Origin of the sequence: Nonomuraea deserti, from assembly GCF_004348685.1 — a bacterium.
In the GTDB taxonomy this organism is placed as follows: Bacteria; Actinomycetota; Actinomycetes; order Streptosporangiales; family Streptosporangiaceae; genus Nonomuraea; species Nonomuraea deserti.
The window spans coordinates 1-24,887 of sequence record NZ_SMKO01000155.1; the positions used below are offsets into that span (position 1 = coordinate 1).

Annotated in this window: 23 protein-coding genes, 1 tRNA gene and 1 pseudogene; 13 read left to right on the plus strand and 12 right to left on the minus strand. The window is 69.8% G+C overall.

Translation table 11 applies throughout. The features are described from left to right. A partial coding sequence (locus E1292_RS37340) for a DUF2637 domain-containing protein (RefSeq protein WP_132602471.1) occupies nucleotides 1-634 on the minus strand: 634 nt, incomplete at its 3' end. Nucleotides 635-687: 53 nt separating this feature from the next. Here E1292_RS37340 and E1292_RS37345 point away from each other — a divergent pair. The 5 genes from E1292_RS37345 (at nucleotide 688) to E1292_RS37370 (ending at nucleotide 5,590) form a co-directional block, all read left to right on the plus strand. Then, nucleotides 688-1,074 carry a PPOX class F420-dependent oxidoreductase gene (locus tag E1292_RS37345; protein ID WP_132602474.1) on the plus strand — a complete coding sequence of 129 codons (387 nt, stop codon included), beginning with the start codon at nucleotides 688-690 and terminating at the stop codon, nucleotides 1,072-1,074. Between the two features lie 43 nt (nucleotides 1,075-1,117). Beyond that, complete coding sequence (gene cysS / locus E1292_RS37350) at nucleotides 1,118-2,509, plus strand: cysteine--tRNA ligase (protein WP_132602477.1); 1,392 nt, start codon at nucleotides 1,118-1,120, stop codon at nucleotides 2,507-2,509. A gap of 524 nt (nucleotides 2,510-3,033) precedes the next feature. Then, entirely contained in the window at nucleotides 3,034-3,996 is a 963-nt protein-coding gene (gene rlmB, locus E1292_RS37355) for a 23S rRNA (guanosine(2251)-2'-O)-methyltransferase RlmB (protein ID WP_132602480.1), read from the plus strand. A gap of 20 nt (nucleotides 3,997-4,016) precedes the next feature. After that, nucleotides 4,017-4,089, plus strand: a tRNA-Thr gene (locus E1292_RS37360). A 955-nt stretch (nucleotides 4,090-5,044) separates the two neighbouring features. Further along, nucleotides 5,045-5,590: a GNAT family N-acetyltransferase gene (locus tag E1292_RS37370; RefSeq protein WP_132602483.1), complete on the plus strand. Its 546-nt coding sequence runs from the start codon at nucleotides 5,045-5,047 to the stop codon at nucleotides 5,588-5,590. Between the two features lie 348 nt (nucleotides 5,591-5,938). Here the strand turns inward: E1292_RS37370 and E1292_RS55970 are convergent. Further along, nucleotides 5,939-6,193: pseudogene (locus E1292_RS55970) on the minus strand (tyrosine-type recombinase/integrase); the annotation flags it as partial. A gap of 339 nt (nucleotides 6,194-6,532) precedes the next feature. Beyond that, complete coding sequence (locus E1292_RS37380; protein ID WP_132602486.1) at nucleotides 6,533-8,509, minus strand: sugar transferase; 1,977 nt, start codon at nucleotides 8,507-8,509, stop codon at nucleotides 6,533-6,535. A gap of 347 nt (nucleotides 8,510-8,856) precedes the next feature. Here E1292_RS37380 and E1292_RS37385 point away from each other — a divergent pair, with 347 nt between their 5' ends. After that, a complete protein-coding gene (locus E1292_RS37385; protein ID WP_132602489.1) occupies nucleotides 8,857-9,777 on the plus strand; it encodes an aminoglycoside phosphotransferase/kinase family protein in 921 nt (306 codons plus the stop codon). Between the two features lie 185 nt (nucleotides 9,778-9,962). On the opposite strand, the gene E1292_RS51715 is transcribed toward E1292_RS37385, so the two are convergent. Next, the gene (locus E1292_RS51715; protein WP_165974953.1) at nucleotides 9,963-11,486 is read right to left on the minus strand and encodes a pentapeptide repeat-containing protein; all 1,524 of its coding nucleotides are present in this window, start codon (nucleotides 11,484-11,486) and stop codon (nucleotides 9,963-9,965) included. A gap of 205 nt (nucleotides 11,487-11,691) precedes the next feature. Here E1292_RS51715 and E1292_RS37400 point away from each other — a divergent pair, with 205 nt between their 5' ends. Continuing rightward, nucleotides 11,692-12,267: a TetR/AcrR family transcriptional regulator gene (locus E1292_RS37400; RefSeq protein WP_132602498.1), complete on the plus strand. Its 576-nt coding sequence runs from the start codon at nucleotides 11,692-11,694 to the stop codon at nucleotides 12,265-12,267. Nucleotides 12,268-12,397: 130 nt separating this feature from the next. Here the strand turns inward: E1292_RS37400 and E1292_RS56200 are convergent, their stop codons facing one another. Beyond that, entirely contained in the window at nucleotides 12,398-12,727 is a 330-nt protein-coding gene (locus tag E1292_RS56200) for a helix-turn-helix domain-containing protein (protein ID WP_439331935.1), read from the minus strand. 767 nt (nucleotides 12,728-13,494) lie between these two features. Here E1292_RS56200 and E1292_RS37410 point away from each other — a divergent pair. Next, nucleotides 13,495-14,499, plus strand: coding sequence for an MFS transporter (locus E1292_RS37410; RefSeq protein WP_220447253.1), 1,005 nt, complete (start codon nucleotides 13,495-13,497; stop codon nucleotides 14,497-14,499). A 129-nt stretch (nucleotides 14,500-14,628) separates the two neighbouring features. Here E1292_RS37410 and E1292_RS37415 read toward each other — a convergent pair whose 3' ends face one another. The 3 genes from E1292_RS37415 to E1292_RS37425 all read right to left on the minus strand — a co-directional run bounded on the left by E1292_RS37415 (nucleotide 14,629) and on the right by E1292_RS37425 (nucleotide 16,181). Further along, entirely contained in the window at nucleotides 14,629-14,853 is a 225-nt protein-coding gene (locus E1292_RS37415) for a hypothetical protein (protein WP_132602504.1), read from the minus strand. Nucleotides 14,854-15,320: 467 nt separating this feature from the next. Beyond that, nucleotides 15,321-15,842, minus strand: coding sequence for a histidine phosphatase family protein (locus E1292_RS37420; RefSeq protein ID WP_132602507.1), 522 nt, complete (start codon nucleotides 15,840-15,842; stop codon nucleotides 15,321-15,323). Nucleotides 15,843-15,962: 120 nt separating this feature from the next. Then, the gene (locus E1292_RS37425) at nucleotides 15,963-16,181 is read right to left on the minus strand and encodes a hypothetical protein (RefSeq protein WP_220447254.1); all 219 of its coding nucleotides are present in this window, start codon (nucleotides 16,179-16,181) and stop codon (nucleotides 15,963-15,965) included. 50 nt (nucleotides 16,182-16,231) lie between these two features. On the opposite strand from E1292_RS37425, the gene E1292_RS55550 reads away from it, so the two are divergent. Then, complete coding sequence (locus tag E1292_RS55550; RefSeq protein WP_132602510.1) at nucleotides 16,232-17,851, plus strand: SigE family RNA polymerase sigma factor; 1,620 nt, start codon at nucleotides 16,232-16,234, stop codon at nucleotides 17,849-17,851. A gap of 30 nt (nucleotides 17,852-17,881) precedes the next feature. Here the strand turns inward: E1292_RS55550 and E1292_RS37435 are convergent, their stop codons facing one another. Further along, a complete protein-coding gene (locus tag E1292_RS37435; RefSeq protein WP_132602513.1) occupies nucleotides 17,882-18,727 on the minus strand; it encodes a PHP domain-containing protein in 846 nt (281 codons plus the stop codon). On the opposite strand from E1292_RS37435, the gene E1292_RS51720 reads away from it, so the two are divergent. Beyond that, complete coding sequence (locus E1292_RS51720; protein WP_165974954.1) at nucleotides 18,726-18,863, plus strand: hypothetical protein; 138 nt, start codon at nucleotides 18,726-18,728, stop codon at nucleotides 18,861-18,863. The two genes, E1292_RS37435 and E1292_RS51720, sit on opposite strands and share 2 nt — an antisense overlap. Nucleotides 18,864-18,928: 65 nt before the next feature. Here E1292_RS51720 and E1292_RS37440 read toward each other — a convergent pair whose 3' ends face one another. Beyond that, on the minus strand, nucleotides 18,929-19,423 hold the full coding sequence (locus tag E1292_RS37440) for a MarR family winged helix-turn-helix transcriptional regulator (RefSeq protein ID WP_281284120.1): 495 nt from the start codon (nucleotides 19,421-19,423) through the stop codon (nucleotides 18,929-18,931). A gap of 117 nt (nucleotides 19,424-19,540) precedes the next feature. Here E1292_RS37440 and E1292_RS37445 point away from each other — a divergent pair, with 117 nt between their 5' ends. Further along, the gene (locus E1292_RS37445) at nucleotides 19,541-20,413 is read left to right on the plus strand and encodes an SDR family oxidoreductase (RefSeq protein WP_132602516.1); all 873 of its coding nucleotides are present in this window, start codon (nucleotides 19,541-19,543) and stop codon (nucleotides 20,411-20,413) included. Nucleotides 20,414-20,451: 38 nt separating this feature from the next. On the opposite strand, the gene E1292_RS37450 is transcribed toward E1292_RS37445, so the two are convergent. Beyond that, nucleotides 20,452-21,438, minus strand: coding sequence for a phosphotransferase family protein (locus E1292_RS37450; protein WP_132602519.1), 987 nt, complete (start codon nucleotides 21,436-21,438; stop codon nucleotides 20,452-20,454). 252 nt (nucleotides 21,439-21,690) lie between these two features. Between E1292_RS37450 and E1292_RS37455 the strand changes: the two genes are divergently transcribed. Both E1292_RS37455 and E1292_RS37460 read left to right on the plus strand, forming a co-directional pair. Further along, nucleotides 21,691-23,238, plus strand: a complete 1,548-nt coding sequence (locus tag E1292_RS37455) for an MDR family MFS transporter (RefSeq protein WP_132602522.1) — start codon at nucleotides 21,691-21,693, stop codon at nucleotides 23,236-23,238. 455 nt (nucleotides 23,239-23,693) lie between these two features. Beyond that, complete coding sequence (locus E1292_RS37460) at nucleotides 23,694-24,353, plus strand: class I SAM-dependent methyltransferase (RefSeq protein ID WP_132602525.1); 660 nt, start codon at nucleotides 23,694-23,696, stop codon at nucleotides 24,351-24,353. A gap of 88 nt (nucleotides 24,354-24,441) precedes the next feature. On the opposite strand, the gene E1292_RS37465 is transcribed toward E1292_RS37460, so the two are convergent. Then, nucleotides 24,442-24,887, minus strand: a 446-nt coding sequence (locus E1292_RS37465) for a hypothetical protein (protein ID WP_220447255.1), incomplete at its 5' end; no start/stop codon positions are given.

The window sequence follows — 24,887 nt, forward strand, 5'->3', positions numbered from 1 at the left end:
GCTGTGGGGCGGGCTCGGAATGCGGCGTCGCCTTCGGGGCGGGCTCGGCGTGCGGCGCCGGGGCGGGATCGAGGAGAGGCGGCCCTTCGGAGGCGGTTGCGGCACCAGCGACCGGCGACGGCGCGGGCGTCTCCGTGCCGGGCGACGGCCGGCCGAACGGCACGATGTCCTGCTCCGCGGCAGGCTCGGCGTCGGCGCCGCTCCCTGATGCGCGCCGGGCGTGCACGTGCTTGATCAGCAGCAGCCAGAGCCACAGGGCCAGCGCCAGCATGACCCAGGGCGCCAGGGCCACGCCGATGGCCGTCTGCCGTACGTCGAACCCGAACCGCACCGCCGTCGCCACGTTCACCGCCGAGGCCGCCACGATGAGCAGGACCAGCACGAACGCCGCCTGCACGCGTACGAGCAGCTTGGCCGAGCGCAGCAGCAGCACGCTGATCAGCGCGACCGCCAGGAGCGCGTCGAAGGCCGCGGGATAGAGGTAGGCGAGGTCGGCATCGGCCTCGCCGGTGACGGCCAGAGCGCGCAGGTCGTCGAAGGAGAGCGCGCACGCGGCCCCCGTGAGGGCGGCGACGGCGAGTCCGGCAAGGGCGATGCCCAGGCGGCGGAGCGCAGAAGGGGGAGTCACGTCCATGGCGGTTGTGAGCCTACAGAAGAATGGAGGGCCAGACGGATCTAGGAGGACACATGGCCGTGCTGTCAGAAGATGCCCGAAAGCTCCTGGACGCGCCGAATTTCGCGACGATCACCTCTATCAATCCGGACGGTGGCCCCCATTCGAGCGTGGTCTGGATCCGTACGGACGGCGACGACGTGGTCTTCTCGACCGCGAAGGGGCGTGTGAAGCCGCGCAACTTCGAGCGCGACCCGAGGGCGAGCCTGCTGGTCATCGACCCGGACAACCCCTACCGCTACGTCGAGGTGCGCGGGCGGGTGACCATGACGTCCGACCCGGAGGGCGCGCTCATCGAGGAGTTGTCGCAGAAGTACCGGGGGCAGCCCTGGGAGGACAAACCGGGCACCGAGCGACTCATCGTGAGGATTTCTCCGGACAAGGTCACGTTGCGGGGCTGATTCAACGGTCAGGAGGCAGCTCTGAGGCGTTAGCCTTTCTTTTGTGAGCCTGCACATCTACGACACCAGCACACGTGCCATCCGCGAATTCGTTCCGGTCGAAGCCGGTCGGGCGTCGATTTACCTGTGTGGGGCCACCGTGCAGGCTCCTCCGCACATCGGGCATATCCGCTCGGGCGTGAACTTCGACGTGCTCCGCCGCTGGCTTGCGCGTTCTGGATATGACGTGACGTTCTGCCGCAACGTCACCGACATCGACGACAAGATCATCAGGGTGTCGGCCGAGGAGGGCGTGCCCTGGTTCGTCGTGGCCGAGCGCAACCAGCGAGCCTTCACCTGGGCGTACGACATCCTGGGCTGCCTCCCGCCGACCGTCGAGCCCCGCGCCACCGGGCACGTCCCCGAAATGATCACGCTCATGCAGCGGCTGATCGAGCGCGGGCACGCCTACGCCTCCGGCGGTGACGTCTACTTCGACGTGCAGTCCTACGCCGACCGCTACGGCTCCCTCTCCAACCAGAAGGTGGAGAACATGCGGCCCGCGGCCGACACCGACGACGAGTCCTGCAAGCGCGACCCCCGCGACTTCGCCCTGTGGAAGGGCGAGAAGCCCGGCGAGCCGACCTGGCCGACCCCATGGGGGCCCGGCCGCCCCGGCTGGCACCTGGAGTGCTCGGCCATGGCGACGAAATACCTGGGGCCGGCGTTCGACATCCACGGGGGAGGGATCGACCTGATCTTCCCGCACCACGAGAACGAGATCGCCCAGTCGCAGGCGGCGGGTGACGGCTTCGCCCGCTACTGGATGCACAACGGCATGCTCAAGATCGGCGCGGAGAAGATGAGCAAGTCACTCGGCAACTCCCTGCTGATCCCCGACATGGTGCAGAAGGTGCGGCCCGTGGAGCTGCGCTACTACCTGGCGGCCCCGCACTACCGTTCCTCGATCGACTACTCCGAGGAGGCGCTGCAGGAGGCCGCCGCCGCCTACCAGCGCATCGAGGGCTTCGTCACGCGCGCCGCCGAGGTGATCCACGACGTCGACGCCGACGCGCCGCTGCCGCAGGCGTTCGCCGACGCGCTCGACGACGACCTGGGCACCCCGCAGGCGCTGGCGGTCGTGCACGAGGTGGTGCGCGAGGGCAACGTGGCGCTGTCACGGGGCGACAAGGAGGCCGTGGCCCGGCTGCTCGCCGAGACCCAGAACATGCTCGACGTGCTCGGCCTCGACCCGCGCTCGCCGCAGTGGCGGGGCACGGGATCCGACCTGTCGCCCGTGGTCGACGCGCTGGTGGCGGTGGCGCTGGAGCAGCGCCGTGCAGCGCGGGAGCGTAAGGACTACGCGGCCGCCGACGCCATCAGAGACCAGCTGAGCGCCGCCGGCATCACCGTGGAGGACACCCCGCACGGGCCGCGCTGGGAGCTCAGCCGGTAGAGCGTCCGGCGCCCTGGGGGTGGCACGCATGCCGACATGCACGCAGGGAGTGCCGCCGGCCAGCGTGGCGAACACCACGGGAAGCCCCGGTCGTCCTGGGTGATGGTCGTGACGCTGCCCGCGCGCTTGTAGGCGCCCCGTCCACGGACTCCCGTCCACGGTGTCCCGTCCACGGCGGCAGGTCCGCCGCGGGCGGGTCCGCCGGCGGGACGAACGGCGGAGGCATGCGGCACACCGGCGAGCACGACCGGCAGTTCGCCGAACAGGTCGGCGTAGAACCGGCTGACGACGCCGCCGCTTGCGAGCAGCGCGACCGCCTCGGCGGACAGAACGCGTCGAGGAGGGGCGGGTTCAGCCTGCAGGCGGCAGACCAGGAGTGGCAGCCCTTTCCGGCTTTCCACGGATGCTTTCTGCGGTCTTCGCGCGTTGGCCGGATTGCCTCGTACCCCTTGCACACGGGCCGGGGTTGGCCCGGCTTCCTCGCGTGGGCCGAGTTGCCCCGCGCCCCGAGTACCCTGGATGCCATGGCAGCAGGCGGCAGGGGCTCGGGCAGGCCCGCGAAGAAGAAGGGCCCGTCCAAAGGCACCGGAGGGCAGCGCCGCCGGTCGCTCGAGGGCAAGGGCGCGACCCCACCCGCGGAGATGCGGCACTGGTACAAAGACAAGGCCCGCAGCGAGCGCGTCGCCCGCGAAGAGCGAGGCGGCAGCCGCCGCGCCGCTCCCACCAGGTCCAGGCGTTCGGAAGACGCGCCCGAATACATCGGCGGGCGCAATCCGGTGCTCGAGGCCCTGCAGGCCGACGTGCCCGCCAACGCCCTCTACGTGGCCCAGCGCATCGACAACGACGACCGCGTACGCGACTCCATCAAGATCGCGGCAGAACGCGGCATCGCCCTGCTCGAAGTCACCCGCGACAAGCTCGACCGCCTGACGGAAGGCGCCGTTCACCAGGGCATCGCGCTCCAGATCCCCGCCTACGACTACGCGCACCCGTCAGAGCTGGTGGACCTCGCGCACGACGCCGGCGAACCCCCGCTGATCGTCGCCCTCGACTCGGTCACCGACCCGCGCAACCTCGGCGCCATCGCCCGCTCCGCCACCGCCTTCGGCGCCCACGGCCTGCTCATCCCCTCACGCCGCTCGGCGGGCGTCACGGGAGGCGCCTGGAAGACGTCCGCGGGAACGCTGGCCACCCTGCGCGTCGCCCGCGCCGCCAACCTGACGGCCGCCCTGCGCGACTACCGCGAGGCGGGCCTGTTCGTGGTCGGTCTCGACGGCGCCGGCGAGACCGACATCGGCGAGGCCCAACTGCTGACCGAGCCGCTGGTGGTGGTCGTGGGCTCCGAGGGCAAGGGGCTCTCACGGCTGGTGCGCGAGCACTGCGACGTGGTGACCCGCATCCCGATGCACGCATCCGCCGAGTCGCTCAACGCGGGGGTGGCGGCCGGGGTGGCGCTGTACGAAGTCGCTCGTCACAGGCGTCGCTAGCGTCTACACTGATAGGCCGCGCCGACGTAGCTCAATCGGCAGAGCATCTGTCTTGTAAACAGAAGGTCAGGGGTTCGATTCCCCTCGTCGGCTCTGCAGTAGAGGGCCCCTGAGCAGGCATTACGCCGTCAGGGGTTTTCACCTTGTCAGGACATTTTCGAGATCTTGCTAACGTCTTGCTAACACGGTGGCTCCCGGGTGGCTCCCGCGCCGACAGCCCTGGCGAAGACATCGGCCGCTGTGGCTGCCTGTTCGGGATGACGTGGGCGTAGACGCGGGGCCTGATCGCCGGGTCAGCATGGCCGAAGAGGGTTGCGACGACGTGTGCGGGGACGCCCTCCACGTCCACATGGGCGCCCAGGACGCCGTGCTTTTGGGCAGAGGCTCGTCGGCCAGCGCAGCGTTCGCCACAGCATTGCGGCTGTTGTACGGAGCGGAGGACGTCGTGGGTCTACGGTGTGCCGGGGGAGCGCCGAAGTTCGATTAGTTCAATCAGGTCTTAAGATGGCTTATCAAACTTCGGTTCTAGCGCCTGCGTAGGGGGTTCAGTGGCAGGGAGAGGCCGCCCGAGTCGAGCCACAGTCTAGGTACGACTCGACCGTGCAATCCAGGAGCTCAACCAGCGCCTCGGTGGCCTACCCAACCCTACCGAAGCCGAAGAGATCTGGTCCGATATATGGCACCTTAAGGCCCACCACTCCACTGCCCTTGAAGGTAACACCCTGGTACTCAAGGAAGTACAGGCACTGCTCGACCAAGGACGAGCCGTGGGTGCCAAGCCTCTCCGTGAGTACAACCAAGTCAAAGGCTAGGGCGATGCCGCCAAATGGGTCTACGGTCAAGCGCTGGAACCCGAGGTGTGGAATGACGGCCAACTCCTCAGCCTCAACAGCACGTATGGGTGCCGATGCTCATGGGTACAAGCAGGCGGTCTGATCAACCGCCAATTGGTCGGAACCTGAGATCAGCTGAGACTTTGAGATGATCGACAAGGCGAACGCAGTGATCAGCTCTCCGACCTTGGCCAGCACCGGGCTAAATTGGTCGGGTGGGGACCTATGAGGATCTACCGGCGGAGCTGGTGACCGAGCGGCTGCGGTTGCGGCGGTGGGTGCCGTCGGATGCCGAGGAGTACCGCGGGTTATGGCGTGAGCGGGATCCACGAGTGCCGCCGGTACGGCGGATCGACGCCGAGGGACGCCCGACGGTCGAGGACATCCGCGGCTGGCTGCTCGACAATCCGCTGGCGGCGGATCCGGGGCTCGGGTTGCTGCCGATCGAGCTGCGAGACACCGGTGAGTTCATCGGGTACTGCGGATTGACTGTCGGTCAGGGATCTTTCGACGAACCTGAGATCGCGTACGAGCTGGCACAACGAGCTCACGGTCATGGTTACGCGACAGAAGCCGCCCGTGCGGTCATGGAAGCCGCGACTCGAACAGGACGTCGACGACTCTGGGCGACCGTGTGGGAGTGGAACGTACCCTCGTTCCGCGTCCTCGAGAAGCTCGAGTTCCACCGAAGCGACCGCATCACCGTGGACGTCGAACGCGGCAACACGATCTGGATGACGCGCGTACTCGACCCGAGGTAGAGAGCTGAGCACCGGCCGCGATCGACTCTCCGAAGAGCACCCATAGGTGATCGCTGACCAGGGTTGGAGGGACGGCAGCGGATGCCGTTGGACAGTCATGGAGAATCTTGTAAGCAGAAGGTCAGGGTTCGATTCCCCTCGTCGGCTCTGCAACCGCAAGGCCCCGAGGAGGCATGACGCCGTCAGGGGCCTTCTGCTTTCGGATCTTCTCCCGGTGCTTTCGGCGTCTGTGGGAGCCGCTTCGGGAGCCGTTGAGGGCCGTTTCCCCAGGAGGGCGCTGGAGATGGTTTCGGTCGCGGCGCGCCGGTCGCATTCCAGCAGGTGTCCGCGCACATCCTTGGTGATCGCGATGCTGGCGTGCCCGAGGACTTCGGACACGCCGTGCAGCGGAGTTCCCTGAACGGGCATGAGTGACGCGCCCGAGCGGCGAAGCTCGTGCGGATGCCAGAGCTCGAGGCCCGCCTTCTTGGCCAGCCGGGAGAACACGTGTCCGGGTGGCGTTCGGGTCGCGGGGTCTTGAGCCGTTTGTACAGGATCCGCCCCCCGCAGGAGCAACCCGGCGAATGTCTGGCCAGTGCCCCGGGGGTCCGGGCCCGGATCCATCGCCCAGGTTTTCACCACGCGGGACGGGCGCCTGCAGTTGGCCGTGAACACCACCCTGAAGGTGGGCAACCACACCGCCGACGACTACGCGGACAAGGTCACCCAGGCCGCGGAAGAACTCCTTTGCCCCACACAGTGACGCCTGAGCGGAGGCCGGTGGCCACCCCAACCCCGCGCCCGCATCCGCAGCGGGCAAGGCTTCGGTTGGAGCGGCTTCCCCACACCTGATCGTCTGGGCAGCCGGAGAAGCTCTTCGCGAGCTGAGCGAGATCGACGTGCGTCTATGCGAGCGGGTGGTTCATGCCAACCGGGAAAGCTCGCTGGGCGCACGAAGTGGGCTCAGTTCTTCCCTCCGCCCGTCACCACGGAACCCCAGGATTTCATCATCTTCTGGAATTCCTTACGGAAATGCTCGCGGTCGATCGTTTCATCGGCGTACTTGAAATACCAGTTGTCCATCCTCCCGCGTAGCCTGTTGAACTCTGGGGAAGCCGCCTCGTAGCCGAAGTATTCTTTGTAGTAACCGAAGTGGCTCCACATCCCCGGAGTGACCGCCTTCTTGCCGCTCGTCCAGGTCTGGTTGGCCTGCGGGCTCAGGTCGCGCGCCATTTCGTCATGTGTCGCCCGCACCAGGGCGCGGGGGTCGATGAACGACATTTTCCCCATGGCGACCTGCGGCAGCTGCAGGAGTTCGTCCCATCCGGCGGCTCGCATGGTTTCGCCGAACTTCGTGACCCGGGTATCAGCGGATCCCAGGCTGGAATCCATGCCGTCGGCGCTCTTCATCGAGCGGAATTTCCACATGTTGAAGAGTTCGCCGTTCTTGCCGAGCCGTGGCTGCGTCATGAAGGGACTCTTGCCGTCCTCGACGAACTTCACCAACGCCGTGAAGCCGGCCACGGGTGCGGCGAGGGGCATGAACGCCATGGACCATTTGAACTCCATCCACCTCTTCTCGGGGCTGCGCAGCCACGACAGACCCTTTTTGGGGAAGGGTTCCCGCGGCAGGCGCAGCGCCAGTTCGGGTGACTCAGGCCGCCGACCGGCCAGGAGGGTCTTGCCGGCCAGTTCCGCGCCGGTGCCGAGGAGAGCCATGCCGAAGCCGGCCTGTGCGGCATGTTTCCAGTCCCAGCCGTGCCCGCTCGCGAATCCGGCCGTGGCCATGGCGCCGGTGCCCACCGCCCCACCGACGAGGAAGCGGGAGAGTACCCGTTCCCAGCCTGGTTTCTCCATCGCCGCAGCCAGACCGGTCAACAGCGGCCCGCCCTTGCGCAGAAGTGAGGGCAGGGCGCCGTGCGCGCCGCCCATGAGGCCACCGGCGACCGCCCCGTGCCATGCCGACTGCAGCAGCTCCGTCACATCGATGTCACCGGTGGCGAACAACTGGTCGATCACGTTCAGCCCACCGGCGAAGGCCATTCCCAGCACCGCCTCGCGTATGATCCGCAAGGTGATCTGCAGGGCGATCCCCTCAAGCCGGATGATCCTCGCCACCGCGGCACTGAGCAAAGGGTTGATCACGGTCGCCACATACAGCAGGGTCACCACGAAGGCGGCGGCGACCCAGTAGTGCCACTGCGCCTTGGCGATCGCGTCCATCCCGGTCTGGCAGTAGTCGGCGAGCTCGTCCGACTGCCGTTTCAGCTCCTCCAGCAGTCCTTTCTCGCCGGAGAGCATTTTCACGGCCTTCTTGAACTCGTCCGTGCCTGATCCGTGCCCTGACGCGATCACCCGCCCGCCGTGCTGATCGACCTCCTCTGCCACACGATCGACCACCCGGCCGATCGCCAGCGCGGCCTCGCGAAGCACGTTAACCTGGCCGATGTCGCCGTCGGGGTACGCACACCCGCAGCCCATGGTTTCGAGGAACCATGCCGCCTGCTGGACGAAACTGGGCGGTTGGATCGTCGAGGGCAACCTTCCGCCCTCGATCACCGGCCGATATTCCTCGATCTCCGCCAACGCCGCGGATGACGAGGGCCGAGGGGACGGCCGCCCTTCCAGGGCATCCATGGTCGCGCCGTTCGCGCTGTGGTAGACGGTGCCGGCGTTGACCATCCCGGCGCCCATGCCTTGGAGCAGATTCACCGTCCCGACCAGGTTGGCCAACAGGGCGTCGCGCAGCCCCACGAAGCCCGGCGCCTTCCGCGCCGGATCGCCCTCGTAGAGGGCTCGGCCCAGGTCGTCGCTCCCGAACGGCCGCGCACTCATCGCGTCGCAGAACTCGTCCACACCGACCCGCAGGGCGTGCGCCGCATCCTGGACGCCGCCCCCGGCTCCCGTCCAGAGTTTGGCAGAGAATCCGGTTTCCAGCATGGTTGGCGACCCCAGCGAACGTTACCGACGATAGTGTTGATCTTGGTAGTAAGCTGTCAAGATTGTACAAGGCTTGCCAAACGGCGCAATGGAGGCAATAGACCCCTCGGGCGGCCTCGTAGCCCTGGACGGCTGCGATGGCCTTGAGCAGGCCTTGAGCTGGGCATTCAGCTCGCCAGGACCGCGCAGCCGGGCATGTGAAGGTGCCGTGGTGTTCGACATCGACGGAGGGCTGCCGGCCATGTCCGCAGTCGCCGATCAACCCGCGTGGCTGACCGGCGGCCTCCGGCACCGCGGCTCGGAGGACATCCGGCGCGTTCGGGGTGCAGCTGTGGCACAGTTTCGCTGTGCCTCTTGACGATCTGCCGGACTGGCTACCGGCGTGGTGTCTGGACCATCTCGGGGACCAACCCGCCGAGGTGCTGTTCCGGCAACAGTCGATGTCGACCGTGTTCGGTCTCCGGTTGGCCGGCGGTACGGCCGTCGTCGTCAAGGCCCGCGGCGACGACGGCCGGGCGGGGCCGTGCGTCACAGCGCAGGCCCGGCTGGCAGAGAACGGGTTCCCTTGCGCCCGCCCGCTCACGCCGGTCGTCAGGGTCGGTCCACTGGCCGTGCACGCGGAGGAGTTCCGCCCTGGAGGAGAGGTGTTGCGCGGGGACGCGCCGGACGTCGCTGTGCGCTACGCGGAGGTCTTCGCCCGGCTGATGGCCGCGCTGGCGGACCTCGCCGTCACGCCGCCGCTGCCGAATCCCCGCTGGGTACGGTGGGATCACACGGATCCCGGGCTGTGGCCGTCGATCGAGTCGCTCGACGAGAAGGACCAGAGCCTCGTACCCGCCTACGTCGTGGACACAGCCGGCAGGGCTCGCCGGCGCATGCTGGATGCTGACCTGCCCTGCGTGCTGGGCCATGCCGACTTCGAGGCACACAACCTCCGGTGGCACGACCAGCAGGTGTGGACGGTGCACGACTGGGACAGCCTGGCATGGCAACCGGAAGCCGCCCTGGTGGGAGCCGCGAGTGCGGTGTTCGCCAAGATGGGGCCGGCCACCCTGCCGCCGATCGAGAGTACGGAGGCGTTCCTGGCCGCCTATCAGGACAATCGGGCCCGCGTGTTCACCGCAGAAGAGCAGCAGATCGCGTGGGCTGCCAGCTTGTGGCCGGCAGCCCACGACATCCGATGGGAAGCACTCCACGGCTACACCGCAGTGTCCGGCAGAGCACTGTGGACCCAAGCAGCCGAACGCCTCCGCCGAGCGAACGCCTGACGGCCGAGGCCCGGCTTCAAGAACGGCCGCACCGTGTCCTCGTGGCCGCCCGTGGTCCATCCGGAGCAGGGGAACATCCGGCAGGGGCACGGTCAGCCGTCCGGCATGGCGACGGGGGAGTGAAGCGAGCGCCCCCGCGTGGGATGGTCGGGAACGATGTGGGTACGCGATGTTTCGCGACCGCTTCAGAACCGGGTCTTCGAATCGACAATGGCTTGGCGTCGTATGTCTTGTTCCGTCATGCCGGTGACCTCGCTCAGGTTCGCGTCGGTCAGGCGTGCGCCGATCAGGTTCGCGTTGGTCAGGTTCGCGCCGCTCAGGTCCGTGCCGTGCAGGTTCGCGCCGATCAGGTTCGCGTTGGTCAGATTCGCGTTGGTCAGGTCCGTGCTGAACAGGTTCGCGCCACGCAAGTTCGCGCCACGCAGGTCCGTGCCGCCCAGGCCCGCGAGACTCAGGTTGGCGTCGCTCAGATCCGCGCCGCCCAGATCCGCCTCGTTCAGGCCGGCGCTGGTCAGGTCCGCGCCGTCCAGGATCGCGCCGCTCAGGTCGGCGTCGAGAAGGCTGGCGCCGGTGAGCTTCGCGTCGGTCAGAATCGTCTCGGTCAGGTTCGCTTCGAACAGGCCCGTGTTGGTCAGGTTGGCATCGGTCAGGGCCGCGCCGGTCAGGGTCGCCTTGGTGAGGTTCGTGTAGGTCAGGTTGGCATCGGTCAGGTTCGCCTTGGTGAGGTTCGCGTCAGTCAGCTTCGCCTCGGTCAGGTTCGCCTTGGTCAGGTCGGCGTTCGTCAGGTTCGTCCCGGTCAGGGTCGCCTCGGTCAGGTTCGCCCCCAACAGGTCCGCGTCGGCCAGGATCGCCTTGCTCAGGTCCCCGTCGCTCAGGTCCGCGCCCGCCAGCCTTGCACCGGACATGCGGATCTCCATCAGGTTGATGGCGCCGACGTCCATATGGACCTTTCTGCGGCCGACCGCAGTCAGCGCGGCCTGGATGTCAGTGGCCGGTCTCGTGGGGAGCTTCGCCGTACGCGTGGGGTCATGTTCGCGGATGAACGCCGTCAGGACGTCGTAGACATTCTGATGGTCGCGGGGCGAATCCCTGGCGACGCGTTCGAGAGCGTAGACGCCCCCGAGCCGTATATCGAGTTTGCTGGAGCCGAGCTGGTCGACGGCTTTCGTGTAACGGTCGGTGAACTGCGTCTGGCGCGCGGTGTCGAGGGTCTGCGCGGTGTACCACAGGCCCTGTGCGGTGAACACGACGCCGCCGATCACGACCAGCCCGGTCGCGGCCTGGATGAGGGTGTGCCTGGCGGCGTTGACCGCTTCGACACGCTCATTGGCGGTCATCTCCCTCCGCTCGGCAGCAGTAAGGACAGCGCGCTCACCGGCCAGGCGGCGGGCTGCGGGACCGAGCAGGAAGGCGATGGCCAGGCAGGACGCTCCGATCAGGGCGACGCCGGCGAGCGTCCATCGGGCCCAGTCCGGGATGGATGGGGTCGCGGCGGCTCCGGCGCCGGCCACGATCAGCGCCAGAACCGGGAGAAGCCAGAACATTCGGCGCCCCCATGGAGGAGCTTGTGGCGCCTCGGCCTCTGCCGGCGTCGGCGTCCGCTCAGGTTGGGCGGCACGTGCTGCGGCGCGGATGGCGCGGCGGGCTTTGGCCGCTGCCGCCGCAGCGACGATCTCGCGGGCCGGCACTCGGGGGTGGCTGCGCTTCATGCCTCAATTGCAGCGCTTCGTCGCGCCCGATGAACCGCGCTTCGGGGGATGGTAGATCACGATTCCTCACCAACCACTCCGGCGGTACCGCCGAGGCGGCGTGAGGAGCGGTTGCGCGATGAGGAGGAGCACGCTGATCGCCGGCATCACCACTGCGGTGTAGCGATACCTTCGGCAGGATGTCTAGCGTTGCTAGAGTGCCGTCATGTCCGTCGTCAAAGAGCGCCGCGAACGGGAACGCGCCCAACGCCATCAGCTGATCATCACGGCGGCCCGCGAACTCGCCGAGACCGAAGGCTGGGAGGCGGTGACGACCCGGAGGCTCGCTGAGCGCGTCGAGTACAGCCAGCCCGTGCTCTACAGCCACTTCAGCGGCAAGGACGCCATCGTGCGCGCCGTCGCGATCGACGGCTTCGGCGAACTCGCCGCCCACCTGCGCCGCGCCCGGCTCGCCGACTCCGAGCCACGGCAGGCCCTGCACGCCGTCTGCCGCGCCTACCTGGATTTCGCCATCGAGCGGCCCGCCCTCTACCAGGCCATGTTCGTCATGCCGACCGACGTGAAGATCGCAGACGCCGAGACGCCCCAACTGCGCGCCGCCATCGACGAAATCGTCAGCTGCTTTCGCCCGGACAACGCGCGACGCGAGCTGTTCGCCGAAGTCATCTGGAGCGCGTTGCACGGCATAGCCGTCCTGGCGGACAGCGGCCGTATCCCCCCGCACCGTCAGGAGGAGCGCCTCGACTTCCTCGTCACCCAGCTCGCCGACACCCCGAGCTGACCGGCCCCACACCATCGAAAGGGTCATGGGAAGGCCAAGGGCCGGCGCCGAGCCCTTGGCCGAGGAACGCCGCCCTTGGCGTCCTGCTCGATCGGCGAGCCGCCTGTGTCATCTCCGGCGCTGGAGGCGCTCAGTGCCCGAGGTCGATGCGGCTCAGCTCGCGGCGGGATCGGATGCCGAGCTTGCGGAAGGCGCGATAGAGATGGTGCTCGACCGTACGCGGGCTCAGGAAGAGCTGGGCGGCGATCTCCCGGCTGGTGTCGCCATCGGCTGCCGGACGGACGACCTGGAGCTCTTGTGAGGTGAGCCGCTCCATGGGGTGCGTGCCTGTTCGAACGGCCGGCCCGCTCCTTCGTGTGCCTCGAGCGCGCGCAGGTAGTGGGCCTCGTCGTCGGTGACGATGGCCCGGCAGCGCGCGCTCACCGCCTGCGCCCACCGCTGCCCTCCGGCGCGCGCCCATGCTTCCAGGCGGCGCAGGGGCTCCGCCGCCCGCTCGGGCGCGCCGAGCCGGACGGCCGCCTCCACCTGGTCGGCGCCGGCACTGACCAGGCCGGATGCGTGCCGCAGCGGGCCGCGGGCGGCCGCCTCCAGCCGGTCGAGCGCTGCGGCATGGCGGCCCAGCCCGAGGTCGAGCAGGCTCAGCGCGGTGGTGCCGGCCATGCCGCCGGTGTTGGGCTCGTTCCCGGCCAGCCGAAGGCAGCGCTCCTCGTCGCCTTCGATGGCGGCGACCCGCGCCAGCACGGAGTTGAGCCTGGGCACGCGGTGTTCCAGCCCGATGTCACGGACCAGCTGGACGGCTTCGGCGACGGACGCCTCGGCGTCGCGGTGCCGGCCCTCCTGCACGTGCACGCCGGCGAGGTCCTGGAGCACCTGCGGCAGCGCGCCGACGAGGCCGTGCCGGCGGCAGCGGGCCACCTCGGCCTGTGCCAGCTCCGTGGCGGCCGCGTCCGCGCCGATGATCATCGCGCAGAACGCGCCCCATGCCATCGTCAGGGCCTCGTCACCTGGCCGCCACCGGTGCGTGCCTGCGGGGAGGTCCGGCAGCGCTCGCCGCGTGTCGGCGGGGAGGTCCGGTACTGCTCGCCGCGTGTCGGCGGGGAGGTCCGGTACTGCTCGCCGCGTGTCGGCGGGGACGTCCGGCAGCACTCGCCGCGCGGCGGCCACGAACTCCGCGAGCAACGGCAACCCTCGGGCGTAGTCCTCCCGCACGAGAGATGGGCGATCGCGGTGGGGACCCCGCTGGTGGCCGGCTTGCAGCGCCGCCGAGGCGTTCGTACGGCGCTGCTCGTGGGCGCCGCGCTCGTACTGCTGGGCGCGCCACTGGTGGTGCTCGCCCCGGCGCTGCCGTTCCTCGTGGCCGGCAGCGCGCTGCAGGGACTCGGCCCCGCCGGCCTCACCACCATCGCGATGAGCATCGCCGGCTCAGCACGCGCGATGGGGCTGGTCACGGCGTCGCTGGCGACTGTGAGGGCCGCTTCCCCGCTCGCCGGTGACGTGGTCGCGGGCACGCTCGGCTGGAGGGCTACGCTGGCGCTCCCCGCGCTCAGCCTGGCGGCCGTGCCGTTCGTGTTGCGCCGGCGGCCGGTAACGCCGCTGTCCGGCTCGACGTTCGACATGGCCGGCGCGGCACTGCTGACCGCACTGGTCACGGCGCTGGTGTTCGTGCCGCACACGTGGTTGCCGGCGGGTGGCGCGGCGCTGGCCGTAGGGGCGCTGCTCGCGCTGCGCCTGCGTGCCCGACCGGACGGGTTCGTGCCGGTCGAGGTCGTGCGCGCGCCGATGTTCCTGGTCGCGGCCGGGCCGGCGTTCCTGCTGGCGGTCGTCAACTTCGGGATGATGTACGCGCTGCCGCCGCTGCTCGCCCGGAACGCGGGCTGGAGCGGCGGGCAGGTGGGACTGGCCATCACCTGGCCGCTGCTGTTCGGCGGCCTCGCGTCCTACCTGCTGCTCATGTGCACCGCCCGCAGCAGGCTGCTGGTTCCGCTCGTGCTGTTCCCCGCGCTGAGCGTGGCGGGCGTGGTGCTGGCCGCCGTGAGCGACGCCTGGGCCGCGCTCCTCGCCGCCCAGGCGCTGGCGTCGCTCGCGGCCGCCTCCGGGCAGGGCGCTTTCGCGACCCGGGCCGCCGCGGCCGTGCCCGATGGGGAGCGGTCCGCGGCAATGGGCCTGTTCAACCTGCTCTACCTGCTCGGCGCCGCTTTCGGCCCGGCCATCGCCACGCTGCTGGTCGGCTGATTCCGTGAACGGGCTCGTACGCGCGGCTTCGGGTCGCGGTCGCGATGTGACGGTGCGGCGCGCACCGTCACATCGCGAGGTCGTCCCGGCCCGCAGGAGGCCGGACCTCTGATGTCCGCCGGGCTGGGATCAGCCGCAGTTGGCCCAGTAGCCGCGCCCGCCGCGGGCCACCTTGGTGCCGCCGGCGTTGTAGATCTCGCCCGAATACATCACGCACCTGCCCGCAGCCGATCGGGTGACCGTGGCGTAGGACCTGGTTCTGCCGGCCGCGGACTTGCCGCCCGCTCCCTTGACGTGAAGCGTGGCCTTGACGCGCGTGCTGGTGTGGGTGTTGGTGCTCTTGATGAGGGCCAAGCAGGTAGAGGCGGCCGTACACGGCGCTGCCGGACCTGATCTCGCGCGTGCCGTCGCTCACCCGGACGTAGCCCGGCCCGCACGCCCGCTCCGGGGTGATGCCGGTCGCGGCCTCCGACGTGGTGGCGACGGCCGTGCCGGCGATGGTGCAGAGCCCTGCGAGAAGCAGCGTCGTCACAGTTCTGGGCATGCGTGTACTCCTTTGGACTGTCAACGATGTCTCGCCTGTGACACTTGCGGCGAAGTGCCGATGCCTCCGGCCAACCCCGCTGCGACCGCCGTCGACAGCCGGTACGCCGATGGGCGCCACGGGCGCGACCTACATTGTCGTGAGGCTGCTCGTCAGCACTCAAGGCCGGGCATCCCACCGATTCGGCCGTGCCCGCTCGGGGGCTGGTTGCCCGGAACGTTCCCGTACTGACGAGCCGCATGTCATGGTGTCGGCCCGGTGAGGAACGGCCTGCACGTCAGGGGGCGAACGCTCGCTCGACGGTGCCCGCGTCGAGGCCGACGAGATGCGCGTCAGGAAAGCGGAGGTCCGCCCAGAAGTCGCCGGGGCGCTGCAGGCCCAGCCGCGCCGTCATCCAGACGGTCATCGCCATGCCGTGCGTCGCCACCACGAGCGGGCGCCCGCCGGCACGCGCGACGTGCTCGGCGATCCCGGCGTCGAAGCGTTCGGCGACCCCGGCGCGCGGCTCCCAGTCCGCGTGGTCCGAGCCTCCGACGTATGCGCGTCGCAACGCGCGATAGTCGCCCTGCCACGGTTCTACGCGGGTGACCTCGTTGAACCGCCGATCACGCGTGACCGCGTCGTCGCCGCCCAGGGTCTGCCATGCCTTCGGCTCGTCACTGGAGACGAGACATGCGTCTCCGGGAAGACGGGCGATCAGCCGACGGGCCGCCTGCCAGCCCTCGGTGCTGAGCGTCCATTCGTTCGGGGGGACGGCCGGGCCGTATGCGGGCATGGCATGGCGGACCAGGAGCAACATAGGGGAAACCTATCGAGCCGGGCAGCTGGCTGGAGCGGCCGTCCTCGCCGCCTCCACGATCGCCTGGCCGACATGCGGGGGCGACGACCTGGAGGTCCAGGTTCGCGGTGATCGCAACGGTCAGTTCGGGTAGCGGTGCACGGTCCCCGGGTGGATGACGACGCGGATGAGGTCGCCGGCCAGCATCATGGCGAGATCGTCGGCCCGGGTCGGGTCGTCGAGGTCCCAGTAGCGGGCGGCGAGGCGGGCGCACAGGCGCTCCGCCGGTCTCCACCGTGGTGCGGCCGGCGACGGGCACCCAGCGCTCCGGGAGGACCGCGGGTCGGCTCCGACTGCCAACCTTCCGGCGTGCCCACAGCGTCTGGAGGTTACTGACATGAGGAGAGACGTTGGATCGCAATGCCAGTTTCCAGGGATTCGCCGATGCGCATCAGCACCGGTTGCTGCGCCTGGCATATCTGCTGACCGGCGATGTCCACCTCGCCGAGGACCTGTTACAGAGCGTGCTGGTCCGGATGTACGGCCGGTGGTCGAAATTACGCCACGTCGACCGACCTGAGGCGTATGCCCGCAGGACCATGGTGAACCAGCACATCTCGTGGCGGCGTCGTCGTGCGACGGGCGAGGTGTCCATCGCGAACCCGCCCGAGCGTGCCCATTCCCCGGAGGACTCCACGGTGCTGCGGGTCGTTCTGCACCAGGCGCTCATGCGGCTGACGCCCAAGCAGCGCGTGGTGCTCGTCCTGCGCTTCTACGAGGACCGCACGGAACGTGACGTGGCCGACCTGCTGGGCTGCTCGGTCGGCACCGTGAAGAGCCAGACCCACCACGCCCTGGCCCGCCTGCGCGCCCTGGCCCGCCTGCGCGCCCTGGCCCGCCTGCGCGCCCTGGCGCCAGAGCTGGCGCCCCGACTGCCCCGCCCTGGACGACCCGGCTCACATCAAGGAGGCCCGCCGATGACGTGGCTAGGTGACGAGCTCAGCCGCATCGCGGACGACATGCCCCGGCGGGATCTGGGGGTTCGGGCGATCGAGGCGTACCACCGCAGGCGGCGCAACGTCATCGCCATGGCGGCGGCCGCCGTGGTCGTGGTCGTCGTGCTGGGCGGTACGGCCGCGATCAAGCTCAGGCCGGAGGCCGCCCGCCCGGTGGCGCCGCCCGAGCGGGCCGTCATCGACGTCGGCGTGGCGGACACCGTCGAGGCGGCGCCCCTCTACGTGGCCCTGAACAAGGGGTATTTCGCCGCGGAGGGGTTGCGGGTGCGGCCTGTCCTCTCCCACCTCGCCGGCGCCGTGCACGCGGCGGAGACTGGCGAGTTCGATCTCGCCCAGACTGACTATGTCGCGACGTTCGTGGCCCGGCAGCAGGACAGAAGCGTCCGCATCGTCGGTGGCCTGTATCGAGCCCATCCCGGGAGCATGGCCCTCGTGGTCAAGGCCGGATCCGGGATCGAAAGCGTGGCCGATCTCAAGGGCGGGAAGGTCGCGGTGCCGCACCTCCGGGGACTGTCGTCGCTTTCCGTCGCGGCCTTGCTGAAGCGAGGCGGGCTGAAGATGGAGGACGTCGCCCTGGTCGAGAGCCCCTACCACAATGTCGTCAAGGGCCTGGACGCCGGGCTCGCGGCGACCCTCCTGGCCGAGCCTTACCTCACCACGAGCGTGCGGGAGAAAAGCGTGCGGGTGCTGCGGCCGGCGCTGACCGGGGAGTTCGAAGGGCTGCCCACCGCCGGTTGGATGGCCGGCGACGACTGGATCCGGGACAATCCTCGTACGCTCGAGGCTTTCAAGCGTGCGCTCGCCAAGGCGCACCGCCTGATCGCGGCCGACCCCGCGCAGGCCGTGCAGGCGCTTCCCTCCTCCACGAAGTTCGCCGCGCGCGACCTCGACGGGCTCGCGCTCGGATCATATTCCGCCGACCTCGACGTCAAGGGGCTGCAGCGGCTGGCCGATCTGGCGCGGAAGTACTCGATATTGAAGAAGGGGCTCGACGTGCGAGACGTCATCGGGTAGGCGACCGCCCCGGCCTCTCCTCCGGGGCGGTCAGTCCACACGCGCCCAGAAGTCGTACGGGTCTCGCCCAGGGCGGAACCCGTGAGCCCGCGCCATGTCCGCCGCGTCCCGGAACCCGCGGGCGACGGCTGCCGGGTCGTGGGCGTCGCTGCCGAACGTGACCGCTTCCCCGCCTTCTTCGTGCCACCATCTGACGATGGCCGAGTGCAGCGGTATGCGCGTGTTGATCTCGAGTGCCCTGCCCGACCGGGCGGTCATCCGCAGCGCGTGCCGGAACTCCTCCTCGAACATCGACAGGTCGAAGGGGCCGGCCTCCCGCGCCGGCCAGTAACGCATCGGGTAGTCGATGTGGGCCAGCACGGAGAACACGTCGCTGTCAGTGACGAGCCTGGCGATCTCGGCCAGGTACTGCCGTACGACTTCGGCCGCGGCCCGGTGCCCGTACAGGCCCGGCGGTTCGGCGAAACCGTCGCCGACCGGCAGGCAGTGCAGGGAGCCGAGCACCCGGTCGAACCGTCCGGCTCCGAGCACCTTGGCGACGGCGGCGGCGTGCCAGTGGGGCTCGCCCAGTTCCAGACCGCTCAGGATACGAAGAGCCGGGAACCGCTCCCGGCACCTCTCGATCGCCTCCGCGTATCCGGCCGTGTCGAACGCCGGAGGGGTCAGCAGCCCTTCCGGCGTGGCCAAGGTCGCGAGGTAATCGTCCGGGGCGAGGGCGTCAAGGGCGACCGTCCAGACCGTATGGTCGACGTGCTCGGTGAAGGCGATCGCCGGCAGCCCGAGCTCCACCGCCCGCGCGCAGGAGCGCTCCATCGACCCTGCCGGGGCGTCCCAGGACCACTCGCTGTGCACGTGGCTGTCCGCAGGCGACATCATGATTCCCACCGCTCCTCGACCCTTCACGTCCAGGCGCCAGGAGTCCCTGCTGATCGACCTGCGCCGTCATCCGGCGGTGCGGCGAACGCGGGCTCTGGTCCTGCTCAACAACCTGATCGACCGCCTGCCCAGGTGAGCCGGACATTCTGTCACGGCTATGCCGGGGTGTCCTGAGAGGACGGGGTCGGCCGCCGCACGGACTCAGCCGGGCGCCGGTCCGGATTCGTCCTGGCCGGCCGCGGGCTCGCCGGTTATCGCCATCAGCGCTCGCCGCAACTGCGCGTAGGCGGGCTCGCCGATCGTGCCGGCGTGCCGGCGCTCGATGTCGGCGATGATCTCATCCGCGTGGCGTTGCTGGTCGAGGCCGCGTTCGGTCGGCACCACGAGCTTCGCGCGGCGGTCGGCCGGATCGGGCCGGCGCTCCACATAGCCGAGCGCCTCGAGCTCGTCGACCAGCCGGCCGACGATCTGCTTGTGGCGGCCCGAGAGCCGCGCCAGCTCCGTCGCGCGGACGCCGCCTGCGTCGAGGTAGGCCAGGATCGCCCCGTGGCGCGGGCTCACCTCGCCGTGCCCTCTCTCCGCGAGCCGCGCGAAGACCTCCCGTTGCAACGAGAACAGCAACCGCGCGGCGAGGATCCCCAGGTCGGGATCCTGCGTGATCATCCGGATGCGGTCGCCGGCTGGAGCGTGCGTCACGCCAGTATGGTATCACTCCGTTCCAGTCACACCTTGTGATAGTCACATTTCGGTACTATTGTCGAGCCTGAGACCCTGACCTGCGCGGGCAGGGCACCCTTCACGAAAGGACGGACGATGAGCCGCACAGTCCTCATCACCGGGGCGACCGGCAGCGTGTCGAGCGCCCTGCTCGATGCCCTCGACGGCTCCGCCCTCGCCCTCCGGGCGCTGGTCCGGGACCGGTCCAGGGCCGGCGCGCTGGAACGACGCGGCGTCGAGGTCGTGGTCGGGGACCTGGGCGACCCGAGCACGCTCCCGCCCGCCTTCAAGGGGGTGAACGACGTGTGGCTGCTGACCGCGATGGATCCCCGGGCGCCCGAGAACAGCATGAACGCGGTGTGGGCCGCCCGCCAGGCCGGCGTGGAGCGAGTCGTGCGCCTGTCGGCGATCGGCGCCGCCCACGACGCCCCGACCCGCAACGGGCGCCTGCACGCCCTGTCCGACCACGAGCTGCAGGCGTCCGGCCTGCGCTGGACGATCCTGCGCCCGCACGCCTTCATGCAGAACCTGCTCTGGCAGGCCGGCCGCATCGCCCACGACGGGACCTTCTCCCTCAACATGGCGCAGGGCCGGCTCGGCATGATCGACCTGCGTGACGTCGCCGACGTCGCGGCGCACATCCTGCGGGCGGAGCCGGAGCGCCACCATGGCAAGATCTACACCCCGTCCGGGCCTGAGACGCTGAGCTACGCCGAGGCGGCCGAACAGCTCGGGCAGGTGCTCGGCAGGACGATCCACTACGTTGCCGCCGACGCGGAAGACGCCCACGCGGGCATGGTCGCCGGCGGCATCCCCCACTGGCTCGCCGGCATGTTCGTCGAGTACGGGCAGGCGCTGGGCTCCGGCTTCGGCGACTTCACGACGACCGACGTCGAGGACGTCGTCGGCCGCCCGCCCCGCCGCTTCGCCGACTTCGCCCGCGACCACGTGGCGGCGTTCGCCGCGTAGCGCGCCAGGTGATCGGGTGGCCCGCGAGGCGGCCTGCTTCAGGTGAGCTCCGCCAGCACGGCCGCCACGGCGTCGTACGAATCCCCGACCGCGCCGGGGCCGCCGAGACGGTGGCGCTCCAGCCGGACGGCCCCAAGGTGGCGAATCTCATAGATCAGCGACCGCCACACCGCCGCGGGGCCGCGGTCCCGCTCACCGTACGCCTCCCAGAACGCGGCCCGCTCATCCTGCTTGGACGCGGCCAGCCGGATCGGCCAGTCGGCGGCCGGGTCGCCCCACAGCGTGCGGTCCAGGTCGAACACCCCGGAGATGATCGGCTCGGGAGCACCTTCAGCGAGCATGATGTTGACGGTCCACAGATCACCGCTGAGCAGGCGGGGCTCGGTGATCTCGTCCAGCACGGCGTGGTGCTCGGCGGCCAGCGCCGCGGCCTTGCGCAGGTCGGCGGCGTCCAGCCCCTGCCCGTCCAGGTCGGCCGCGATGTCCTGCAACGACCCGATCACCGCTTGGCTCCACGTGTCGTACGCCGGGCCCGCCACGGGGCCGAATCTCGCGCCCCGCACCTCGTGCACCGTTCTGGCGATCTCCCCGATCTGCCGGAAGAAGCCGGTCCGTGCCCGGCGCGGGTAGGTACCCAGCCCTTCGGCTGCGGGAACGCCGTCGAGCAGGGTCTGCACCATGTAGTCCCTGCCGACGAGCTCGTGCGACCAGTCGGCCGCGACGACCCGCGGCATCAACGGGGCGATCCTCGCGAGGTGCGGAACGGTGGCGTACTCGTTGCGCATGAGCTCCCGCTCGGAGACGAACTGGCGGTCCGGGCCGGGCGCGAAACGCACGATCACCGGACGGCTCCGGCCCTCGACGGTGACACGGTAGGTGGTGTTGTACATCCCCAGGCCCATCTCGACCGCGGATGACACGCCGGCGCCCGGGCCGAAGACCCGGCGGCAGACCGCCCGGATCTGGTCGGCGGTCACCGGCTGCTGGAACGCCTCTGCGGGCCGTTCGATCGGCTGGAGGTCCACCCCGCCATCTTGTACGAAGGCTCACCGCGCGTGTGCCCGCCGACGCCCGTTCGGGGTGGTGGCGCAGTCCTGTGCGGGGTGCTCGCCACGGTGCTGGCCCCGGGGTGTTTGCACAGGTCATGGGGGTGATGCGCCCAGCGGCCCCGGAGGCCGTCATCCGGCGCCGCTGAAAACCGGGTGACATTTTGTCGCACTTGTCGGAATGTTGGGCGCGGTCGATGAGTTTTGTCGGTGGCGCAGGTCAATCTGTGCATGACCACAACTTCTTGTGAGACCCAAGGCTGGGATCCCAGCCGCGACGACGTCGCTCCCGACAACCCCGATCGAGGTACTGTGCCCGGCCCCCTGCTCGACTCACCCGCCACCTCCGCGACCGCCGTCAAGGGCCGCACCCCGCCCGTGATCCGGCTGCTGGTGCTGGCCACGTTCGTGGTCATCCTCAACGAGACGATCATGATCAACGCGATCCCGCAGTTGATGAGCGCGTTGCACATCACCGAGCAGACCGCGCAGTGGCTCTCGACCGCCTTCATGCTGACCATGGCCGCGGTGATCCCGATCACCGGATGGTTCCTGCAGCGGGTGTCCACCCGCAGCGCCTATACCGTCGCGATGGGTCTGTTCCTGGCCGGCACGGCGTTGGCCGCCGTCGCGCCGTCGTTCGAGGTGCTGCTGGCCGCCCGCATCGTCCAGGCGTCCGGGACGGCCGTGATGATGCCGCTGCTGATGACCACGTTGATGCAGGTGGTGCCCGAGGAGGACCGGGGCCGGGTGATGGGCAACGTCAGCCTGGCCATCTCGGTGGCGCCCGCGATGGGCCCGACGGTCTCCGGCGTGATCCTCCAGTTCGGGTCGTGGCGGCTGCTGTTCGCCGTGGTGCTCCCCATCGCCGCCGTGGTCACGTGGAGCGGGCTGAAGCAGCTCAAGAACGTCGGAGAGCCCCGGTTCAGCACCGTCGACTGGCTGAGCGTGGTGACCGCGGCCGCGGGCTTCGGCGGGCTGGTCTACGGGCTCAGCCGGTTCGAGGGCGGTGACGTGCGCGTTGCCGGCGCGATCGTGGTCGCGGGCCTGTTGTCCATCGCCGTGTTCGTCGTCCGCCAGCTGTCATTGCAGAGGCGCGGTGTGCCGCTGCTCGACCTGCGCACCCTGCGCCACCGCACCTACACCGTCGCGCTGATCATGATGTCGGTGGCGTTCATGGCGATGCTCGGCTCAATGATCCTGCTGCCGCTCTACCTCCAGAACGTCCGCCAGCTCAGCGCCCTGGAGACCGGGCTTCTCGTCATGCCGGGCGGTCTCGCGATGGGGCTGCTCGGTCCGACCGTCGGCCGCCTGTTCGACCGGTTCGGCGGCCGGGTTCTGGTCGTCCCCGGCGCGATCGGGATCATGCTCGCGCTCATCGGCTTCACCCAGGTCACGATGACCATGCCGGTCTGGCAGCTCCTCGGTCTGCACGCGCTGTTGATGGTGAGCCTGGCCGCGACCTTCACCCCGGTGTTCACCCTCGGCCTCGGCGCGGTTCCGCCGTCGCTCTACTCCCACGCCAGCTCGATCCTGAGCACGCTGCAGCAGGTCGCCGCCGCCATGGGGACCGCGCTTGTGATCACCGTGATGAGCGCGCGTGCCGAGGCCCTGAGGTCAGAGGGGGTCACGGAGGTGCTCGCCAACCTCGGCGGCATGCGGCTGGCCTTCATCATCGGCGCGGTGCTGTCCGTGGTCGTGGTGGCCACCGCCCTGCTCCTGCCGGCCCGAGCCGACAACGCCGGCGAGACCGAGGAGCCCAGCCGATCGGAGATCTGAGCCGGATGATCGGTTCGGGCGCGGGCGCCGACCAACCGACGAGGGAAGAACCCTGTCGGCAACGCGCGGCCCCTGGTTGGGGCAGACCGGGAGCCTCCCGGCCTCCTCCACGCGAGATCGACGGTCCAGGCTCCGCGGCTCGCCCTTCCGCAGCGGGGTTCGTACGGGAGCGCGGACGCCCGCTCGGCGTCGGCGCGCCGGAGCCGCGGACGTCCCGCGGCGGGTGGGGTTCCGACGCGAGGGACGTCCGGCGGCGGGTGGGGTTCGGACGAGATGGACGTCCGGCGGCGGGTCGGGGTTCGGAGGACACGGACCTCCGGCGGCGGGTCGGGTTCGGAGGGAACGGACGTCCGGCGGTGGGTCGGTGGCGAGCCGGACGACGTGGACCGGAGACGGCCGAAGGTTCCGGCGCGGCCCGTGTTGCCGCCAGGGGATTGATTTGTGATGGTCGATCCATGGGATCGGCTGATGGTGGAAATCTGCAGGAGCTTCTCGACGAACAGGCCGGCTACTACCGGGCGGTGGCCCCGGAGTACGAACGCCACGCTCTCCCCTTTCCCGGAGCCTCCGAGCTGTCGGCGGCGCTCGACGCGTTCCGGCCGGCCGGCAGCGTGCTCGAACTCGCCTGCGGCCCCGGCACCTGGACCGCGCGGCTGCTCCAGCACGCCACGGACGTCACCGCCCTCGACGCGTCCCCGGAAATGCTCGCCATCGCCTCGACGCGGGTGGGCGAGGACGAGCGGGTGCGGTTCGTGTCGGCCGACCTGTTCCGCTGGCGGCCGGAGCGCCGTTACGACGTCGTCTTCTTCGGGTTCTGGCTGTCGCACGTCCCGCCGGAACGCTTCGTGTCCTTCTGGTCGCTGGTGGCCGACTGCCTGAAGCCGGGCGGGCGGGTGTTCTTCGTCGACGACAGCTACCGGACCGCCGACGAGCTCATCGAGGGCGAGCAGTCCGTGACCATACAACGCCGGCTCATGGACGGCACCGCCTACCGGATCGTCAAGGTCCCGCACCGCCCGGCGGACCTCGAACGGCAGCTGGAGAGGATCGGATGGCGCATCACGATCCACTCGACGTCTGGGCCGCTCTTCTGGGGAGCGGGAAACCGGGCCTGACACCGGAGGACTGTGCCGTCCGGGGATCCCGCGGAGTCCGGCGGGGGTGACGCGCGAGGCGGTGTGCTCCTCGCGGGCGTGCGGCATGTCAGCGCTCGACCTGCGCGAGAAAGATCCGCCACGTCGACTTGGTGATGTCGGCGGCCTCGGCGCAGATCTCCTGCGCCTCGGCGCGCAGCGGCGGCGGGGGTTGCGGCGCGTCGCTGAGCCCGTAGCAGGGGATGGGGTCGCGCAGCCGCGTGAGCATCTCCTGCATCTCCCCGGCGGTGAGGAGCGCCGCGCCGTAGAGCAGGTCGGCGTATTCCGGGTCTCGCTTGCGCAGCCGGCGCGCGGTGCCGGTGGCGACCTTGACCGCCGCCGCGAGCGCTCTGCCGCAGGCCTTGCTGGTCAGGGGGGTGCGCCGGGTGCACTTGTCCAGATTTCCCGCGCCCGGGTGTGCGTCCATCGCGGCCCGGAAGGCGTCCCGTACGTTCCGCGTCACCTTCGGCGTCGCCGGTGACCCGGAAGCGGACGGGCCGGCGGAGGGGGTCGCCG

Coding starts and splice junctions, on each gene's coding strand:
- E1292_RS37420 (WP_132602507.1), bottom strand. CDS start 15,842: ATGTTGCTCCTGGTCCGCCATGCCATGCCCGCATACGGCCCGGCCGTC.
- E1292_RS56200 (WP_439331935.1), bottom strand. CDS start 12,727: ATGGGCGCGCGCCGGAGGGCAGCGGTGGGCGCAGGCGGTGAGCGCGCG.
- E1292_RS37380 (WP_132602486.1), bottom strand. CDS start 8,509: ATGCTGGAAACCGGATTCTCTGCCAAACTCTGGACGGGAGCCGGGGGC.
- E1292_RS37460 (WP_132602525.1), top strand. CDS start 23,694: ATGGGATCGGCTGATGGTGGAAATCTGCAGGAGCTTCTCGACGAACAG.
- E1292_RS37435 (WP_132602513.1), bottom strand. CDS start 18,727: ATGATGTCGCCTGCGGACAGCCACGTGCACAGCGAGTGGTCCTGGGAC.
- E1292_RS37445 (WP_132602516.1), top strand. CDS start 19,541: ATGAGCCGCACAGTCCTCATCACCGGGGCGACCGGCAGCGTGTCGAGC.
- rlmB (WP_132602480.1), top strand. CDS start 3,034: ATGGCAGCAGGCGGCAGGGGCTCGGGCAGGCCCGCGAAGAAGAAGGGC.
- E1292_RS37345 (WP_132602474.1), top strand. CDS start 688: ATGGCCGTGCTGTCAGAAGATGCCCGAAAGCTCCTGGACGCGCCGAAT.
- E1292_RS51715 (WP_165974953.1), bottom strand. CDS start 11,486: ATGAAGCGCAGCCACCCCCGAGTGCCGGCCCGCGAGATCGTCGCTGCG.
- E1292_RS37400 (WP_132602498.1), top strand. CDS start 11,692: ATGTCCGTCGTCAAAGAGCGCCGCGAACGGGAACGCGCCCAACGCCAT.
- E1292_RS37455 (WP_132602522.1), top strand. CDS start 21,691: ATGACCACAACTTCTTGTGAGACCCAAGGCTGGGATCCCAGCCGCGAC.
- E1292_RS51720 (WP_165974954.1), top strand. CDS start 18,726: ATGATTCCCACCGCTCCTCGACCCTTCACGTCCAGGCGCCAGGAGTCC.